Raw genomic sequence first — 18,690 nt, 5'->3', positions numbered from 1 at the left:
TTTCTAAAATATTCTCTTCAATATTAAGAACAACCTTCTCAGTTAATTTGAGATACTTTTAATTCAAATTGAAATCACCTAGAATAAACCCCTTTTTACAAAGAAGTGTAGAATGAATTTACAATGTGGGATGTCAAATTAGCTGAGCACATTCGACTTAGTTGATACAATATCTCAACTAATACCCAAACTCTATTGTATAAGATTTTATAACACTTCCGAAACCATCTATAGAGATATTTCCAACTCTTTTATCAATATCGCCATCAAAACCTAGAGTATCTGACCTACCACACCACGGCTCAATACATACATAGCGAGCTTTAGGTTTTGACCATAATCCAAGATATTCAAAGCCATCAAATGACACCTCAATATATCTGTTAGAACCCTTTTCAGCTAATCTTACTTTCTTTGATGAAAAACCACTATAAACCAAAGCATCGCTGTTAAATACACTTTCATTAAGCTGAACTCTATCTAGCTCAATTTGCTTTGTTTTACCTGTATAAAGTGCATCTTGTGTTATATGGTGGAAGTTTAGCGTTTCTTTGTTATCAAATACAATTTCATAGTCATTAAGCTTATGAGATTTATCAAATGGGTATGCAAATGCAGGATGAGCACCAAAGCCACACGATGCTTCATTAGCACCAAGGTTGATGATATTAAATGTAGTCACCAATTTTTTTTGTTCTAAGCGATAGGTAATATTAAATTGCAATTTAAATGGATAATTCTCCTCTGTAGTTGTTAGAGAAAATGAAACGCTATCATCTAATATCTCAGCAACTTCAAAACTTGAATGCCTTACAAAACCATGATTCCCAATCGAATACTCTTGCCCTTTATAACGAATTTCTCCATCAATAGACTTACCAACTACCGGAAAAAGTACTGGAGATACTCCTGCCCAAACATCACTATTACCAGACCACATATATTCACGATTATTTGCGACATTTCTTACGCTACGGACTTCTGCACCTAGTGGATTTATTTGAACTTTCAGAAATTTGTTTTTGATTTGAATCATATCGGTTTTACTGCTATTGTTCTTGGTTTTACTAATTATATAACAATATAACCCCCAACCACTAATAATAACCCACGCACACTCAATAACAAAAGCAGGTAGATTCCACTCATACATCAAAGAATACAGTACAGCCAATGAACCTAAAATATTTAGCAATGAATAACTCAAATGACTAGAGTTTATGCGTCTTGTTTGTAATAGAAAAAATGCGAGGATAACTAATATATCGCCGATAATTCCTATTGTGTTGGCAAACATGCTTTACTCCATTTGTTGTTATTGTATATATGAACCAATATTCAAAAAAATTAATTCTTGCTTTGACTTAAAACTCATATGTACTTTCGTATATATGATCGAGTCTTTCACCATTAAATAACCAATAAGGTGCCGGTCTTATTGGATGCTTATCATTTAATCCTTTAACCTTCCTTGTAGCCATAGTTAGACTCATCTCTTCATCAGCATATATAACTTTTTTTGAACTAATGACACGAACTTTTTGACTTGTATCATCAATAAAAACAAGCTCATTTCCCGTATCAATTCCCATTTCTTGAAAATTCATATTAGGTCTTTTACTAGCTGCAATTTCTGCAGACTTCAAATCAATCTTATCAGTATTATTTTCTATCTCAGCCTCAAACTCATCTGTGACATCTTTTCCACCACAATCAAGAAGCTTCAGTATAGCTATAGCCTGATCAGGATGAATATCGAAAAACTCTCTATTAGGATTTACTCGATTATTCCTAAATGCGATATGCAAAGATTTTTCTACTAAGTGACAATCAACAACCTCAACAGCATATTCACATTTAAAAGGGTATGGGACGCCTGTTGTATATAGTTGAGATATTCGACTATCAACACTATGTTGAGTAGTCTTACCTATTTTAACAAGACCAGGCATAGCTTCATTAGATAAAACATAAATGATATTTTTATCAGTCATGTTACCTACCCAACCCACTTTCTTGCATTTCTAAACATTCTCATCCAAACGCTGTACTCATCGTACTCTGCTGGGATATAAGAGTTTGTAATTGCTCTATAGACACGCTCAGGGTGTGGCATCATCGCAAGTACACGACCATTTAAGGCTGTGACAGCTGTTAATCCATCTATTGCTCCATTAGGATTCTGTGGATAGTTTTCGGTTTTGCTACCATTGTTATCCACAAAGTTAAGAGCAACTTGATTACTTGCTAACATATTTTGTTGCTGTTGAGAACTTTCAAAAAGTGGTCTACCTTCACCATGAGCAACTGCTACAGGTGCAAGCGTGCCAGTCATTCCATCAAACCAAACAGAGTCAGATTCTTGAATCTCAACCATAGAAGTTCTAGCTTCAAATTGCTCAGATTTATTCTTGATGAATATTGGCCAGTCTTCTGCTCCAGCTATCAGAGATTTAAGCTGTGCAAGCATTTGACAACCATTACACACACCTAGTGTCAGCGTATCATCTCTACCGAAAAATCTACTAAATTGAGCTTTTAGGTTATCACTGAATAGGATATTTTTAGCCCAGCCACCGCCAGCACCAAGTACATCTCCATACGAGAAACCACCACAAGCGACAAGCACCTTGAAATCATCAAGATTTACACGACCTGCATGTAAGTCAGACATGTGTACATCATGAGCTTCAAAGCCTGCTGTTGTAAATGCTGCTGCCATTTCGACATGGCCATTTACACCCTGCTCTCTTAGGATTGCAGCTTTTGGCTTTTGTGTATTTATAAATGGCGCTGTGATATCTTCTTCAATATCAAATGTAGCATTTACATGAATACCTTTATCATTAGTATCTAAGATGCTATCAAACTCTTGTTTTGCACATTCGCTGTTATCACGAAGTGATTGGATTTGATACGAAGTCTCAGCCCACCATCTTTGTAGATTTACACGAGTATTTGAGTAAACTTTATCTGCATTAGTAAAGATATTTATCTCATCGCTAGAGTTTAGCTTAGCTATTGTACACAGATGAATATCAGCGCTTTCAAACATACTTTGAACTAGCTTTCTATCGCTATTTTTAACTTGAATAACAGCTCCGACTTCTTCTGCAAAAAGCTCTGTTAGAATATCGTTAGAATTAAGAGTTATATCTAGCCCTTTTCTACCTGCAAATGCCATCTCAACTAGTGTTGTAAATACACCACCATCAGAAATGTCATGGTAAGCTAAAATCTTATCATCCACTTTTAATTTTGTGATATTTTCAAATAAAACTTTAAGCTTACTAGCCTCTACATCAGGGGCAATACTGCCAATCTGATTATACGCTTGAGCTAGTGATGAACCACCCAATCTACCTGCACCATTTGATAAATCAATATGTAGTAGTACTGTGTCGCCATCATCAATAAGCATTGGCGTAAGAGTCTTACGAGCATTTACTACAGGAGCAAAACCTGAAGTTACTATCGACATCGGCGAAGTTACAGCTTTTGCCTTACCATCGTCAGACCACTTAGTCTTCATTGACATTGAGTCTTTACCTACAGGGATTGCGATACCTAGCTCTGGACAAAACTCCATACCAACTGCTTTTACAGTTTCGTATAGCTTTTGGTTTTCATCGCCTTGATTTGCAGCTACCATCCAGTTTGCAGAAAGCCTTATATCACTTAGGCTTGCGATATCACTAGCAAGTAGATTTGTCACAGTTTCAGCCACTGCTAATCTACCTGATGCTGCTGCATTTATAGTAGCTACAGGAGTACGTTCACCCATCGCCATTGCTTCACCACTTTGGCTATCTACAGTCGCCGTAGTTACCGCACAATCAGCTACCGGCACTTGCCATGGACCAACCATTTGCTCACGAGCAACCATTCCTGTGATACTTCTATCACCGATAGTTATAAGGAAAGACTTAGAACCTACAGCAGGTACTTTTAGTACTCGTTCAACTGCATCATCTAGCTTTATAGAACTTGTATCAAAAGCATCTTGCTCAACTTTTACAGTATCTACATCGATGTGCATTTGTGGAGTATTACCAAATAATAATCCCATCGGCAAATCTACCGGTTTGTTATCAAAATGCTCATCATTCAGCGTAATATGCTTGTCTGAAATAGCTTCACCAACTACTGCAAATGGGCATCTTTCTCTCTTACATAAAGCTTCAAAGAACTCTAAATCTTTAGGTTCAACAGATAATACATATCTTTCTTGTGATTCATTTGACCATATTTCTAACGGAGAAAGACCTTCCTCACCCACTATGACTTTTCTAAGCTCAAAGTGGCCACCGACATTTCCATCTTTTACAAGCTCTGGGAATGCGTTTGAAATACCACCTGCTCCAACATCATGAATAAAAGTAATAGGGTTTTTCTCGCCTAACTGCCAACATTTGTCGATAACCTCTTGGCAACGACGTTCCATCTCGGCATTGTCGCGTTGAACTGATGCAAAATCTAGCTCAGAATTAGCACCTGAAGATACTACAGAAGATGCAGCTCCACCACCAAGACCAATACGCATCGCAGGACCACCAAGACATATCAGCTTATCACCTATATTAATGTCTGTTTTCTCTACATGCATTCTCTTGATATTACCCATACCACCTGCAATCATAATTGGCTTATGGTAACCAAACATCTCATCTCCTGCCGAAGATTTTGCAGACTGCTCAAAGGTACGAAAATACCCTGTAATATTTGGGCGACCAAACTCGTTTGAATAGTGAGCTCCACCAATTGGTGCTTCTAGCATTATCTGTAATGGCGTAACTATGTGGCTTGGTTTACCGTATTTGTTTGATTCCCACGGTTGTTCAAAACTTGGAATATTAAGGTTTGAAACTGTAAAACCTGTCAAGCCTGCTTTTGGCTTAGAACCAAGACCTGTAGCACCCTCATCTCTAATTTCACCACCGATACCTGTAGCTGAACCACTAAATGGTGCAATGGCTGTCGGGTGATTGTGTGTTTCAACTTTCATCAAGATATCAACTTCTTCTTGATTAAAATTATACACACCATTTTCTGGATTACTATAGAATCTTTGAGCCGTTGCACCCTCTATCACAGAGGCATTATCTTTGTACGCAGAAAGCACACCTTTTGGAGATTTTTCTGTAGTGTTGCGTATCATTTTAAATAACGAATGACTTTGCTCTTGACCATCTATAGTCCACTTAGCATTGAAAATTTTATGACGACAATGCTCTGAATTTGCCTGAGCAAACATATAAAGCTCTGTATCAGTAGGATTTCTACCAAGCTTGATATACTCATCAGCTAGATAAGCAATCTCTTGAGAGCTTAGTGCAAGACCAAGCTTAGCATCTGCATCTTTGATAGCTTGCTCACCTTTGGCTAGTACATCGACAAATTCTAAGCTTTTAGGTGCTGTTATACTAAATAATCTATGTAAATCCTCTTTACATGTAAACACCTCTTCAACCATACGATCATGAACTAGGTTTTGGATGCTTATTAAATCTTCAGCAGATATATCACCTTCTATCCCAAAAACAACCGCTCGCTCAACTCTTTTAACAGCATAGATACCAGTATTTTGAATAATATCAGTTGCTTTTGATGACCATGGAGAAATAGTACCAACCCTAGGTGCTGTAATAAAAGTAAAGCCTTTAAGCGTAGTTGCTCCATACTCTTTGTTATAGTCTAATAAGGATTTAATCACATCTTCTTGTTTTGCACTAAGCTCCTCATCAGTTTCAACTATATGAATGTATTGAGCAGATATAGATTCTACTTTACTTGTAATTTTCTTAGCATCTGCTAAAACTTGTTCTTTTTTAAATGGTGATAAGGCACTTAAGCCTTCAAAGATTTTAATCATTAGTTGTCAAATCCTTTGAGTTTTTTCTCTAATTCTTTTAGTTCTTTTCTATGTTTTTCTAGTTCATCAAGATAGGCATCATCTACATCACCTGTAATGTAGTTCCCTGAAAACACACTATCTTCAAATTCTACAATCTCAGGGTTTTGCATTTGCACGACTTCTTTTAAATCTGATAATGGCAGATATATCAACCCATCAACACCTATCCATTGACGAATATCTTCAACAGACTTACCATGTGCAATGAGGTCTGATTTAACTGGCATATCTATACCATACACATTTGGATAACATACCGCAGGTGAAACTGATGCAAGATAAACTGACTTAGCACCGAAATCACGTATCATCTCAATTATGCGTTGAGATGTTGTACCACGGACAATTGAGTCATCCACAAGCAATACATTTTTATCCTTAAACTCTGCTGGGATAGGGTTTAACTTACGACGAACATAATTTTTACGATCGACTGATTCTGGCATAATAAATGTACGCCCAATATAACGATTTTTCACAAAACCTTCTCGATACTCAACACCTAATGCTGTAGCAATCTCTTGAGCTGAAGCACGACCAGTTTCAGGAACAGGTATTACAATATCAATTTGATTATCTTTCCACACATCTTTTATACGCTTACTCAGAAGTTTACCGGCATCCACACGAGCTTGATACACACTAACTCCATTCATAACACTATCTGGACGAGCAAGATATACATATTCAAACAAACATGGAGCTAAACTAGGATTCTTAGCACAGATTTTTGAATGAATCTTACGATCTTCTGTGATGATTATAACTTCACCTGGAGCTACATCTCGTAAAACTTTAAATCCTGAAATATCTAAAGATACACTTTCACTAGCAACCATATAAGATTTCTCACCATCTGCCTCATCTCTTACTCCAAGTACAAGTGGACGAATACCATGAGGGTCTCTAAATGCTATTAAACCAAAGTTTGCAATCATTGCGGTACAAGCATAACCACCTCGAGCATGCTTAAAAACAAACTCGCAAGCTTTATATACCGCATTTAATGTAGGACTTCCTTTACTCTTATTCATACCACATGCAAAAAAGTTAAGTAAAAGCTCTGAGTCTGAAGAAGTATTTAAATGTCTTCTTTCTATGTCATGAAGCATCCTTGCCAATTCTGAGACATTGGTAAGGTTACCATTATGAGCAAAAACTATACCATGAGGATTATTTACATAAAAAGGCTGGCTATCTGCAGCACCTAAACTACCAGCGGTAGGATAACGCACATGCCCTATACCCATATTTCCTAGTGATTTAGCAAGTTTATCGTCAGTAAAAACCTCATTTACTAAACCAGTATTTTTTCGTGTGAAAAAATGACCTTCATGCATAGTAGTAATACCTGCGGCATCTTGACCACGATGCTGCAATAAACTTAAACCATCAAATAATGCATAACTGACCTGACCAGGTCCTGCAACTCCAATTACTCCACACATAAACTGTATCTTCTTGAAAGGATTATTAACTTAACTATTATATCAAATTTGAACTGATACAATAATTAAAAAGAATATTTGTTAGAAAGATTTTTATAGGTTTAACTCTATGAGTAGTTAATTATCTTTTAAAAGAACACTAATGTGAGAAGCCATTCTTAACTTGTTTATTATTTTTTGACTCAAGTGAATGTATAGCTGCTTTTAAATCTCTAACCATAAGCTGAGCTAAATCATGAGTAAAGCCCTTTCTAATAAGCACTCTCATAACAACCAAATCTTGCCTATTTGTTGGCATCGAGTAAGCAGCAATTTGCCAGCCTCTTGCTCTTACTTTTTCTGAAAGGTCAAACAAATCAAAGCTTTTATCTACTTTAAGGGACCAACTTACCGCAGGGATGCCATTATCACCATCACTGATAATCTCAAAAATATCCATCGCTTTCAGCTTTTTAGCAATATATTTTGTAACATCATAACTTAATTGATGAACTTCTTTATAACCTTCAAAACCTAACCTAACAAAGTTAAAGTATTGAGCTACAATCTGCCCACCAGGCCTCGAGAAATTCAGAGCAAAAGTTGGCATATCCCCGCCAAGATAGTTCACATTAAAAACCAAATCATCAGGAAGATACTTTTTATCTGTCCAAACAACCCAGCCAACACCAAGAGGAGAAAGACCAAACTTATGGCCTGATGCATTGATTGATTTAACTCTAGGCAACCTAAAATCCCATTTAAGTTCTGGCTGGATAAATGGTGCTAGAAAACCACCAGAAGCTCCATCAACATGTACAGGAATATCTATACCTGTTTGCTTTTCATATTCATCTAAAGCATTACATACCGCTTCAACAGGCTCATATTGACCTGTAAATGTTACACCTAAAGTTGGTACAACACCTATAGTATTTTCATCACATCGCTCAATTACAGCTTCAGGAGTCATAATCAAACTATCTTCAGACATAGGTATTTCTCTTAATTCGATATCCCAATATCTTGCAAATTTATGCCAACATACTTGGACAGGCCCTGTAATAAGATTAGGCTTAGAGTAATCTTTACCCTGAGCTTTCATCTTGTCTCTCCAACGCCATTTCATAGCCATACCACCAAGCATAGCAGCTTCAGATGAACCCGTAGTTGAGCAACCAACAGCATTCTCAGCTTTAGAATTCCATAAATTTGCCAAGATATTTACACATCTTGCTTCTAATTCTGCTGTTTGAGGATACTCATCTTTATCGATCATATTTTTATCAATACAATCATTCATCAATTTATGTACAAAATCATCAACTTCAGTTTGACAAAAAGTTGCTAAATTCTGTTTTGAATTACCATCAAGCATTAGTTCATCTTTAATTTCTTGATAAACATCTATTGGGTTTTGAGATTTAGCAGGAATTTCTAGCTTAGGTAGTGAGCCTTCAAAAAATTCTAAATCATTATCTTTTTTACCATGTAAGGCCATAAGTTATCTCCTATATTGTTAAAATAAAAACTTCAAAAAAATACTATTTCTTATATAAAGATCAACAATTCATTTGTAATACTTAGGTATAAAACTCTAATTTCATTATAACAAGGTAAAGATAAATAAGTTAATTAGATTTTAACTTACTAGAAATATCTTCAAAGCAAAAGTCATTTCTAACTTTGAAGACTCTAATTTTTGAGGAGATAATATTTTCCGAACATATAGAAATAAATGAATTTTCAAAAAAATAGCTAACGAAATCTGCAGGATAATTTTCACTAGCCCAAGATTCATTTTTTTTTGTAAATGTCGCTTTTGCCAAACCATGAGCTATACCTATAGAATTTCTTTTCACTTCTGCTTCTTTTAGTGTCCATAGCTTATAGAACTCTTTTTCTATATTTTTAGAGCCTCCTAACACATCGGTTTCATATTCACTAAAATACCTTTTAGCAACTGAGAAAATATTTTTACGAGGTTGAATAATTTCTGTATCAACACCAATATCAACACTTGATACAGCCATAATAATCTTATTGCCACTATGACTTATACTAAAATGCTTATCACTATAGTTTTCAAGATAAGGTTTATTTGAGTGATTTGTAGAAAATTTTAGCCTTGAAAGATTAAAGTATTCAGCAAAAATGAAATAACGAATAAACTGAGAAAAAAGTTTTTCCCTATATGTTTTTGAGGTTTTATCAAGATTCAAATTAAAACCACCACTTACACGCTCAATATCTTCAATAGAAAAATCTTCAACATTTAGGATAAAAAGGCTAACTTGATGGGACATTGATATTATTCTGTTGCAATATTAGAAATCATGTTTGTCTTACCTAATAAAGTGTTTATATACTCAATATCCTTAGAAGTAAGACTTCCTTGTAACTCTTTAAGTTTGACATAATCTTCTACATAGTTGAAAATAGAGTCCGCAAAAGAAAGCTGTGCTTGTACTAAAATTGCCTGTCTATTAAGCAAATCAACAATAGTCTGTGTCCCTGCTTCAAACCCTTCTAATATGGCTTTTACTGAAGCTAAACCAGAGTATACTGACTTCTTAAAGGCATCGATCCTAACAACGTCAAGTACAACGGTTTGGTAAGCTTCAACTGTTCCAGCATAAACCTCTCTTTTGGTCTGTAGCAACTGGTAATCTGCTGCTTGGTTATCATAGCTAGCTTTTTTTAGGCTTGCATAATCAGAACCACCTTTTAAGATATTCCAATTTAACTGTCCTCCAACATTAGCTACATCGAACTTCTTAGGGATCTTAGATGTTTGGATAGCTGAACCACCAAGCTTGTTGCGGGTCATCTGAACTCCACCGACTAAATTAAGCTTAGGAAAGAAATTACCCCACTCTATACCAACACCTTCTGTTGTAGCTTCATATTCAAAATCTTTTTGCGATACATCTAGGTTATGAATTTGAGAAGTGCTGATCCAGTAGTTAATATCATTAGGAATAGGGTCTACAAACTCTGTATCTTTAGAGATATAAAGAATAGCACTAATTCGCTTACCTATAAGCTTAGCCATCACTGCTTTTGCATTAACTAATGCTCTTTGTGCATCAGCTCTATCTGCTATAGCTTGTCGATACTGAGCATCAGTAGTTTTAAAATCTGCGTATGAAACCATACCCGCATCATATTGATATTTTTGTGTATTATATAACTTTTTGTTCCATGCTTCATTGGCAAACTGAAACTGTAAAGCTTGTTCTGCTCTTAATAATTCAAAGTAAGCAGTAACAGTATTAGTAACAAGGGTTTGCTCAGCTTTAGCATAAATCATCGCATATGATTTTTGCAAATAAGTCGCTCGAGTATATGTTTTCCATTGAGTCCAATCAAATAATGTTTGTGAACCTTGAAAACTAGTACTTTGCGCTGTATCTGTAACTTGTCCACCGAATTGATCGTAATTATCTCGACGAAGATTAAAACCAAAATCAACCTGTGGTAGCAATGCACCTAATGCAGCAGGTACAGTCTCGACATTTGCAGAAAAAGTTGATCGAGCTGCTAAATAATCAGCATTATGCTCAGCTGCTAACTTATATACATCTGTTAAGCTATAGAACTTTTCCTTAACATCTCCAGCCATCGCAACTTCGTCTGCTTTTTTAAGATCATAGAATTTATTATCTTCTCTTATTTTATCAACTTTTGCATATTGCTTCTCAACAGTATACGGATTTGATGCAATGTCTGTACCGATAGGCCTACCCGCAGTAGGCTTAGGCTTTTCTTTATTCTCACTTGTATCTGGGCTCGTATCATCAGCAAATACTGAGCCGAACGCACAAATCCCCAACAAATATAAGAAGTATTTTTTCATATTGCTCTACTTATTGTATATATCAAACAAAAACTTTTTGTCATATTCGTCTGTACTTGTTTTTTTAAGCAAATACGCTTTATTACAAATATTAGTTTGTACAACAAAAACCATTCTACCACCTAAGTCTAGAAGCTGTAACAATGACTCATCAATATCACTCTCCTGAACAGCACTAGTGATAAATGCACAATCATATTTTTTATCATTCTCAATAATATTTGTAAGATGCTCAGCATTATTAAATTCTGCATTGAAGATATTTAAACTTGCTAAACTACGACGAGTTTGACCAAGCATATCGTCACTATAATCAAGGATTTCGACACTATTTGAAATCTTAGCCAAAAGTGCTGCAGTGTAGCCACATTCAACACCGAGCATTAAAACATCATCACTTTCTCTTATTTCCAAAGAATTAAGCAATTTTGCTGTAAGCATAGGGCTCTTTATTTCTCTAGAGCCCAAAACAAGATTTGTATCACAATACGCTAAGTTTTTATATTGGTGAGGTAAAAAATCCTCTCTAGCGATGCTAGACATTGCCTCTATTAAACTTCCATAGGCAATACCTTCAGGCATTACTTGCTGCTTAATCATATTTTCTCGAGCAAATTCGAAATTCATATTAGAACCTTATTAAAAGTGTGAAATCTATCGCATAAAACTAGACTATGATAATAACACAATCATCAATTAAAGAAAATACTCAGACTAAGGTGAAAAAATTCAAATAGTAGATTCTATTTTAGATATGTAGTTGAATCCTTCTCTTATCAACTTAACTATAAAGATAGCGCTATTAGTAAGAGCACTAGAAATAAGAAGTTCCTTAAATAAATACTTAGTTTTGTTTTTCATAAAAAGCTAATCTTTCTTCATTCTTGAGTTATCGCATAGATTCAATAAATTAAGAGAGCAAGAATTTAAGTTTCTTATTTAAAACTGGAGCCAAAACAAATAAAATAAGTGCAGCAATAATGCCTAATAAAGTAAAGTATCCAAAAGCCCTCATATAAATATCTATAGTCTCACTTGGTGCTAGTGAACCAACCTTACCATCTCCACTAATCAACGCTCCAAAACTAGCTGCCAGATAGTTTGCAAAGGCTGAACTCAAAACCCATACACCCATAAAAAAACCAACCATTCTTTTAGGAGCTACGACACTAATCATAGCTAAACCAATAGGGCCGATAAAAAGCTCCCCTAATGCTTGTAAAAGATAACTTATATTTATCCACCAAGATGAAATGAAACCATTTTTCGCCGTCAGTAATATAGCTACTACCAACAGTAAAAAAGATAAACTCATGATTAAAAGACCTGTAGCAAATTTCACAGGATATGTATGAGGGTTGGAATTAAAACGCTTACCTAAATATGCATACAATGGGCCAAATAAAATTATAAAAAATGGTTCTACAGATTGAAAAGCACTTGTTGGTATTACAAAACCTAATATTTCTCTATTAACATTTCTTTCTGTAAATACATTCATCATCCCTCCACTTTGTTGCAAAAGAATCATGAAAACCATATAAAAGAGAGTTAAAATTACAGTGATATATATTCTATCTCTATCATTAAGCTCAGAATTAAAAATAAAATAGATTATTAGCAGTGTTGTTGCTAAACCTATTATAAACAATACTTTACTAGCCCAAAATGGATAACTCAATAAGATGAAAATAAATAAGATAAGGCATACTAACGATAATGTTAAAGCAATCCAGTAAAAAACCCTCTCAATCAGATTGAGTTTGTTCTTTTTGATATCGTTATAATACTTACTGCCGTTTATAAATATTGCCAAACCGATCAACATCCCAACACCAGCTATTCCAAAAGCTAAATTCCAGCTATATGTTACAGCTATATAAGAGCACACTAAAGGGGCAGTAATTGTACCTACATTCATCCCTATATATAAAAATGTAAAACCTTGGTTTCTCTTGTGTGCATTCTTTTTAGCAAATATAGCACCAGTTATCGCTCCTATACTAGGCTTAAATAGGCCAGTGCCAACTATTACTATACTTAAGCCCATAAAAAAACAAATATTTTCACTATCAGGAACTATCATCACAAAATGTCCTAGAGCTATAAGTGAAGCGCCTATTATTATTGATCTATACTGGCCAATATATTTATCTGCTATAATTCCACCGATAATAGGGGTACCATATACCATCGAAGCATATGCCCCATAAATCAAGTAAGCTCTAGCATCTGACATGTCAAAATGCTTAAACAAATATAAGATCAGTAATGCTGTTATTCCATAATAACTAAACCTTTCCCACAGCCCAGTTAAGAATAGGTGTGTCATGCCCTCAGGATATTTTGTTAGATTAGCTTTAGCTACAGCGCTCATACTCAATCCCTCCCTGAGTAGCTTTAATAAGAGCTTGCTCTATGTCGCTTTGTAAATCCTCTACATCCTCAATCCCTATTGAAAGCCTTACTAAAGTATCAGAAATACCATGCTTTTCTCTAATTTCTTTGGGTATAGAAGAGTGCGACATAAGTGCAGGAATAGATGATAAACTCTCAACACCTCCAACACTTACTGTGATAGAAAAAAGCTTTAGCGATTCTAAGAAAACTCGAGCAGTTTCAGCAGTTCCTTGAAGTTCTAAAGCTATAACCCCTCCAAAACCAGTCATCTGACGCTGAGCAATTTCGTATCCAATGCTACTTTTCAAGCCAGGATAATGAACACTTTTTACCAACGTATGTTCTTCTAACCACTCAGCTAAGTTCAAAGCATTTTGATTATGTTTTTCCATTCTAAGAGCTAAAGTTTTTAAGCCTCTTGCAGCAAGGAAGCTATCAAAAGGACCTGCTACAGCTCCTCCAGCTAATTGCACAAACTCTATTTGCTTAATTAAGCTTTCATCACTAACAGCAATAATCCCACTAATAACATCAGAATGACCATTGATATATTTAGAAGCTGAATGAACAACTATATCCGCACCCAATAAAATTGGGTTTTGATTATATGGTGTGGCAAAAGTATTATCAACAACTAATATGAGGTTATTTTGCTTACAAAACCTACTGATTTTTTCGATATCGACAATGTTTAGTAAAGGGTTAGCAGGGGTTTCTAACCACACCATGCGAGTATTTTTTTGTAAACTTTGTTGTAATGAATCAATATGATCAAAATTAATATAACTAATTTCATGGTTTGAAGTTTTACGCTTTACTTCCTCAAAAATTCTGTAAGTTCCACCATATATAACATCTATAGCAATTATATGGCTACCTGCTGACAAAATATCTATTACAGCATTAATTGCAGCGACCCCTGATGCAAAAGCAAACGCTTTTTCTGCTCGCTCTAATTCAGCTACTGCTTTTTCATACTGAAACCTTGTTGGGTTGCCCACTCTTCCATATTCAAACTCACAAACCCCGGGGCTTTGTTGAGCGTATACTGAGGATGTATAAATTGGAGTAGTCACAGCTCCTGTTGTTTTATCACCTGGTGAACCAGCATGTACAGAAAGAGTGCTAGATTTAAAGTTAGATTGAGTCATATTTTCTCCTATTTTTTATTTTATAAGACTACTAAAACAAATAAGAGACAAGTAAATCATCTTCGTTTTAGCAGAATTTATATAGCGCTCGCAAGTTGAGATAAATCAGCGCATTTTATTTATGGGTTTATTAAGTTATTTTAAGCTTTATCACCATACTCTTGCATGTGCTTAGCTGTACGTTTATTTTTACCATACATAAAGTGGTTTTCCATATTTTCATTATACTTGCTAGCTGGTACTGTTAGGCCTACTGCATCGGCAACTTCTCTTATATGCATAGGGCTCGCTCCACAGCATACACCAAGATAATTAACACCCATATTATAAGCTTTTTCAGCAAAATCTCTTATTTCGTAACGATTACAAAATAGTGGATCTAATGCTGTTGGGAATGTTCTACCGTGAGGAGATGGACAACCACAGCCATTATTGTCTGGAAGATTAAAGAATGTAGAATGCTCATCATTTGTTCTGTAAGGTACTGGCAATCCTGCAACATGGCACTTAACTGCTTTGCGTATCTCTTCTAAATCTGGAAGCATTGTCTCAGGACCTCTAAAACAGTTTAAACCTACCACATCAGCACCACGCTTTTCCAACTCTTTACAAGTATCAACAATTGACCATCCATCACGCATGATATTTTCACCCATTGGTGCAATAGTTACAATTGTTTGAAGCCCCGTTTTCTTCATAATTTCTAGTGCTTTAAAAGCTTCTTCAGCATAGTAAAAAGTTTCACCAATAAGTATATCAGCACCTTCTTCTACAGCCCAAGTTACCATTTCCTCAAACATTTCAGCTACTTGACGTTGAGACTCTTCATCGTTTTCTTTCCAGATATTAGAATTTGAAATATTACCTGCCATCAAGTTTGGTTGCACACCTTCAGGAGTTGAATCTGCGACTTTCTTAGCTATGCGTAAAGCAGCTCTATTTAAAGGCTCAAGTAAATGCTCTTTACCGGCTACTCTTAACTTTTCTCTATGACCATTGTATGTAAAAGCTTCGACAATATCTGAGCCGGCATGCTGAAACTCTCGGTGTAAATTTTCTATAACATGAGGGTTATCAAGAGAAACCATTGGTACAAATTCACCAGAAGACAAATAACCTCGGCGCTCAATTTCAAACAAAAAACCTTCTGCACAGATTACAGGGCCTTTATCTAGTCTTTCTAGTAGGGTTTCTTTTTTCATTTTTGGGTAGTCTCCGTGTTTTATTAGTAAATCAATTTTGAGTTAATCTCAAAAAAACTTTTGACTAAAACGAAGTAAACAAGACTTTTGGGGGGAATCGTTTCCGTTTTAGCATAATTTATAAAGCGCTCGCAAGTTGAAATAAATCAGCGCTTGAATAAACATTACCATATTCGCGAATATGAATGCAACTTTTTTTACGGTAAATTTTTATATTTTTTATTTCTTATCGAATAAAGAAACTAGGGAAATAATATATACCACAACTAATATATAAAATGGTGCTGCAATAACCTGTAAATCCACAGCCAAATAAGCAAAAAGTATTGGTAAACCTCCTGTGAAGATTGCCATCGCCAAATTCTGAGTAATCGCCAAACCACTAAATCTTTGCTCTTTCTTAAATCTATTTAATACTACACACAGATAGTTAGCATTTATTAATCCATTTGAAAAAGCAAAAGGAATTATAAACACCAAAACCAAAGATCCTTTTGAGATTAAGCTAATCGCTAATGGTACAATTAAAATTAATGACAAGATTATACCTATAGCTTGAGTAGCTACATTTCCTATTCTATCTGCTATTCTCCCTCCAGCTAATACAGATACAGAATAAGTAACTATCGTTACCAAGACATAGGTCGAGGTTGTGTTTTTATCAAAACCTAAGCATTTTTGGCAATATGTTGGTAAAAATACTACAAACATTGCTAAGAAAACAGTACAAGAAGAGATTGTTAGTATAGATCTTAATGATAATCCCAAATGGTCTTTCAATAACTCCACCACTACAAAACCTCTTGGTTTACTAGATTCTATAGTTAGAGTCTCTCCTATCGAAGAACGCCAAAAATAACTAAATAACACCGCGACTCCACCAAAAGCAAAAGCTAAACGCCAGCTATAAGCAAAAAACTGTTCTGTTGTTAATACAAGACTAAGTAGGTAATATGCTATCGATCCTAAAATCATCCCTGAGGTTGCACAGAATATAACTATTGAAGTAAGGAAGTTACGCCTAGGAGAGGGTTGTTCATGTACTAGCAACACTGCAGCTGTCATCTCTCCACCAAAAGAGAAACCCTGAACTAATCGGCATGCTGCCAATATTAAAGGAGTAAATATACCCAAAATATTAGCACTTGGTAATACTGATATTATCAATGACGATACTCCTATTAATATAACAGTCCATTTAAATGGTACTTTTCTACCATATTTATCACCAAGATTACCCCAAAATATAGCACCTATTGGTCTAGCAAAATATCCAGCTCCAAAAATAGCAAAAATTAAAATAAGTGAGCTATTGAGTGACTCTTGGTGTAAGAGTGACATAGATATCTGAAAAGCAAATAAGCCAAATATATGAAAATCAAATGTTTCAAAAGCACTCCCAAGGCTTGAGACTATTATCGATTTAGTACGCAAAACAACTCCTTTAAAAATAGCCTTTATTTTTATGATAAAAAACAAAGACTTATTATAGCAACTAGAATAATACTTTTATAAACAAAACTGCTATTTAAGAAAGATAATATACAAGGTAGTTGGAATCACCTCAGGTCACAATCTACAAATTCTTCTGATATATCACCAAAGTAATGAGTATGCTGTATGCCATCAATTACTTTGTACGCTTCTAATGTACTTGAATCTATCTTGTCAAAATCCACCCAAAATATACTCCCACATGTCGCAGATTCGAAGTAATATTTTCTATTTTTACTATCACTTATAGTTCTAAATATAGTAGACGCTATATTTGGTTTTTCTGGGTCAAATATACCTAGAGGTACAGAAACAGACCGAACAACACCTAAAAGGGAGAATAATATTTGCTGATCTAAGCTATGCTTATTTAGAGTAGCGGTGTAATTATCACAAATTTTATCTGGGATAGAGTTTAGTAAAAATGTAGATCTTACAAACCTATCTTCAGACCTTATACTTCCAGGGACAAATTTCATACCATCGACATCTCCCCAGTAATTACTCAAAGTGAGTTGCTCACTATACTTAGGAGAGTTTGTCATAACCGTATAATCTTTACTTCTATGTATTACCAGTTCACCATCAATATGCTCTAAAATAGCAGAGTCTCCTGTTTTATCTGATAAAGACACATGAATAGTAGTACTTTTACCATTTGGTAAAGTAATAGGAATTAGATTAATTTTATTTTTATTAAAGTATTCAACAGCCTCTTTAACTGAAGCAAAACTATCTAAGATAAATTCACCATACTGTGAGATTGATAGTGAAGGAATAGATTTATCATTGCCGTAATCAGCTTCTGCTAAAAACAACACATTCATAACCAATCCAGCCTCATTCATACCGTCGGCGCAGCTTTTATCATAAACATGCACTGCAATAGATGAATATTTACTTTTCCACGATAAAGCATTGATATCATCAGCATAGCTTTTTTTAGACATGTTCTTTGGCATCAAATAAAGTTGAGCCTGCATATCTTCATTCCAATCCATGGTTCGTGATGTTAATGAGTAATCATTTTTATTAAAAAAGATTCTTGTACACATAATATAAACACTCCTCGTTATTGATCGATGCTATAAAGTTAGAATCACTACCAACTTAATTTTTATTGTATATTAGTGTTAACCAGTAGTCTACGATTCAGGATTAAATGATTTTCTCGTGAACTTGACTTAACCATCTGTTGCAATGATTACTTAAAGTATCAAACCATTAACCTTTCTATTAAAAA

At 34.9% G+C, this 18,690-nt stretch carries 13 protein-coding genes; all 13 read right to left on the bottom strand.

The window, feature by feature from the left end:
• Positions 1-178 precede the first annotated feature (178 nt).
• Positions 179-1,297 carry an aldose 1-epimerase family protein gene (locus FLM55_RS06590; RefSeq protein ID WP_256868859.1) on the bottom strand — a complete coding sequence of 373 codons (1,119 nt, stop codon included), beginning with the start codon at positions 1,295-1,297 and terminating at the stop codon, positions 179-181.
• A gap of 67 nt (positions 1,298-1,364) precedes the next feature.
• Positions 1,365-1,994 carry a GIY-YIG nuclease family protein gene (locus FLM55_RS06585; protein ID WP_178948563.1) on the bottom strand — a complete coding sequence of 210 codons (630 nt, stop codon included), beginning with the start codon at positions 1,992-1,994 and terminating at the stop codon, positions 1,365-1,367.
• Between the two features lie 5 nt (positions 1,995-1,999).
• Positions 2,000-5,872, bottom strand: a complete 3,873-nt coding sequence (gene purL / locus FLM55_RS06580) for a phosphoribosylformylglycinamidine synthase (protein WP_178948562.1) — start codon at positions 5,870-5,872, stop codon at positions 2,000-2,002.
• Positions 5,872-7,362, bottom strand: a complete 1,491-nt coding sequence (gene purF / locus FLM55_RS06575; RefSeq protein ID WP_178948561.1) for an amidophosphoribosyltransferase — start codon at positions 7,360-7,362, stop codon at positions 5,872-5,874. Before purF ends, purL begins: the two co-directional genes overlap by 1 nt.
• A 139-nt stretch (positions 7,363-7,501) precedes the next feature.
• Positions 7,502-8,842: a glutamate decarboxylase gene (locus FLM55_RS06570; protein WP_178948560.1), complete on the bottom strand. Its 1,341-nt coding sequence runs from the start codon at positions 8,840-8,842 to the stop codon at positions 7,502-7,504.
• Positions 8,843-8,972: 130 nt separating this feature from the next.
• The gene (locus FLM55_RS06565) at positions 8,973-9,647 is read right to left on the bottom strand and encodes a 4'-phosphopantetheinyl transferase superfamily protein (RefSeq protein WP_178948559.1); all 675 of its coding nucleotides are present in this window, start codon (positions 9,645-9,647) and stop codon (positions 8,973-8,975) included.
• A 5-nt stretch (positions 9,648-9,652) separates the two neighbouring features.
• A complete protein-coding gene (locus FLM55_RS06560) occupies positions 9,653-11,200 on the bottom strand; it encodes a TolC family protein (protein ID WP_178948558.1) in 1,548 nt (515 codons plus the stop codon).
• Between the two features lie 6 nt (positions 11,201-11,206).
• The gene (locus tag FLM55_RS06555; RefSeq protein WP_178948557.1) at positions 11,207-11,827 is read right to left on the bottom strand and encodes a protein-L-isoaspartate O-methyltransferase; all 621 of its coding nucleotides are present in this window, start codon (positions 11,825-11,827) and stop codon (positions 11,207-11,209) included.
• 283 nt (positions 11,828-12,110) lie between these two features.
• Positions 12,111-13,577 (bottom strand): peptide MFS transporter, encoded by a 1,467-nt coding sequence (locus tag FLM55_RS06550; RefSeq protein WP_178948556.1) that lies wholly within the window; start codon positions 13,575-13,577, stop codon positions 12,111-12,113.
• Positions 13,561-14,751 carry a PLP-dependent aspartate aminotransferase family protein gene (locus FLM55_RS06545; protein ID WP_178948555.1) on the bottom strand — a complete coding sequence of 397 codons (1,191 nt, stop codon included), beginning with the start codon at positions 14,749-14,751 and terminating at the stop codon, positions 13,561-13,563. The genes FLM55_RS06550 and FLM55_RS06545 overlap by 17 nt, the downstream gene beginning before the upstream one ends.
• A 140-nt stretch (positions 14,752-14,891) precedes the next feature.
• The gene (locus tag FLM55_RS06540; RefSeq protein ID WP_178948554.1) at positions 14,892-15,953 is read right to left on the bottom strand and encodes a homocysteine S-methyltransferase family protein; all 1,062 of its coding nucleotides are present in this window, start codon (positions 15,951-15,953) and stop codon (positions 14,892-14,894) included.
• Positions 15,954-16,172: 219 nt separating this feature from the next.
• Positions 16,173-17,387: an MFS transporter gene (locus FLM55_RS06535; RefSeq protein ID WP_178948553.1), complete on the bottom strand. Its 1,215-nt coding sequence runs from the start codon at positions 17,385-17,387 to the stop codon at positions 16,173-16,175.
• Positions 17,388-17,512: 125 nt separating this feature from the next.
• A complete protein-coding gene (locus tag FLM55_RS06530; protein WP_178948552.1) occupies positions 17,513-18,502 on the bottom strand; it encodes a linear amide C-N hydrolase in 990 nt (329 codons plus the stop codon).
• Positions 18,503-18,690: the final 188 nt, after the last annotated feature.

Source organism: Francisella sp. Scap27 (genome assembly GCF_013394105.1).
GTDB lineage: Bacteria > Pseudomonadota > Gammaproteobacteria > Francisellales > Francisellaceae > Francisella > Francisella adeliensis.
The sequence above is the reverse complement of the archived record's forward strand: the minus strand, read 5'-3'. Positions and strand labels throughout refer to the sequence as shown.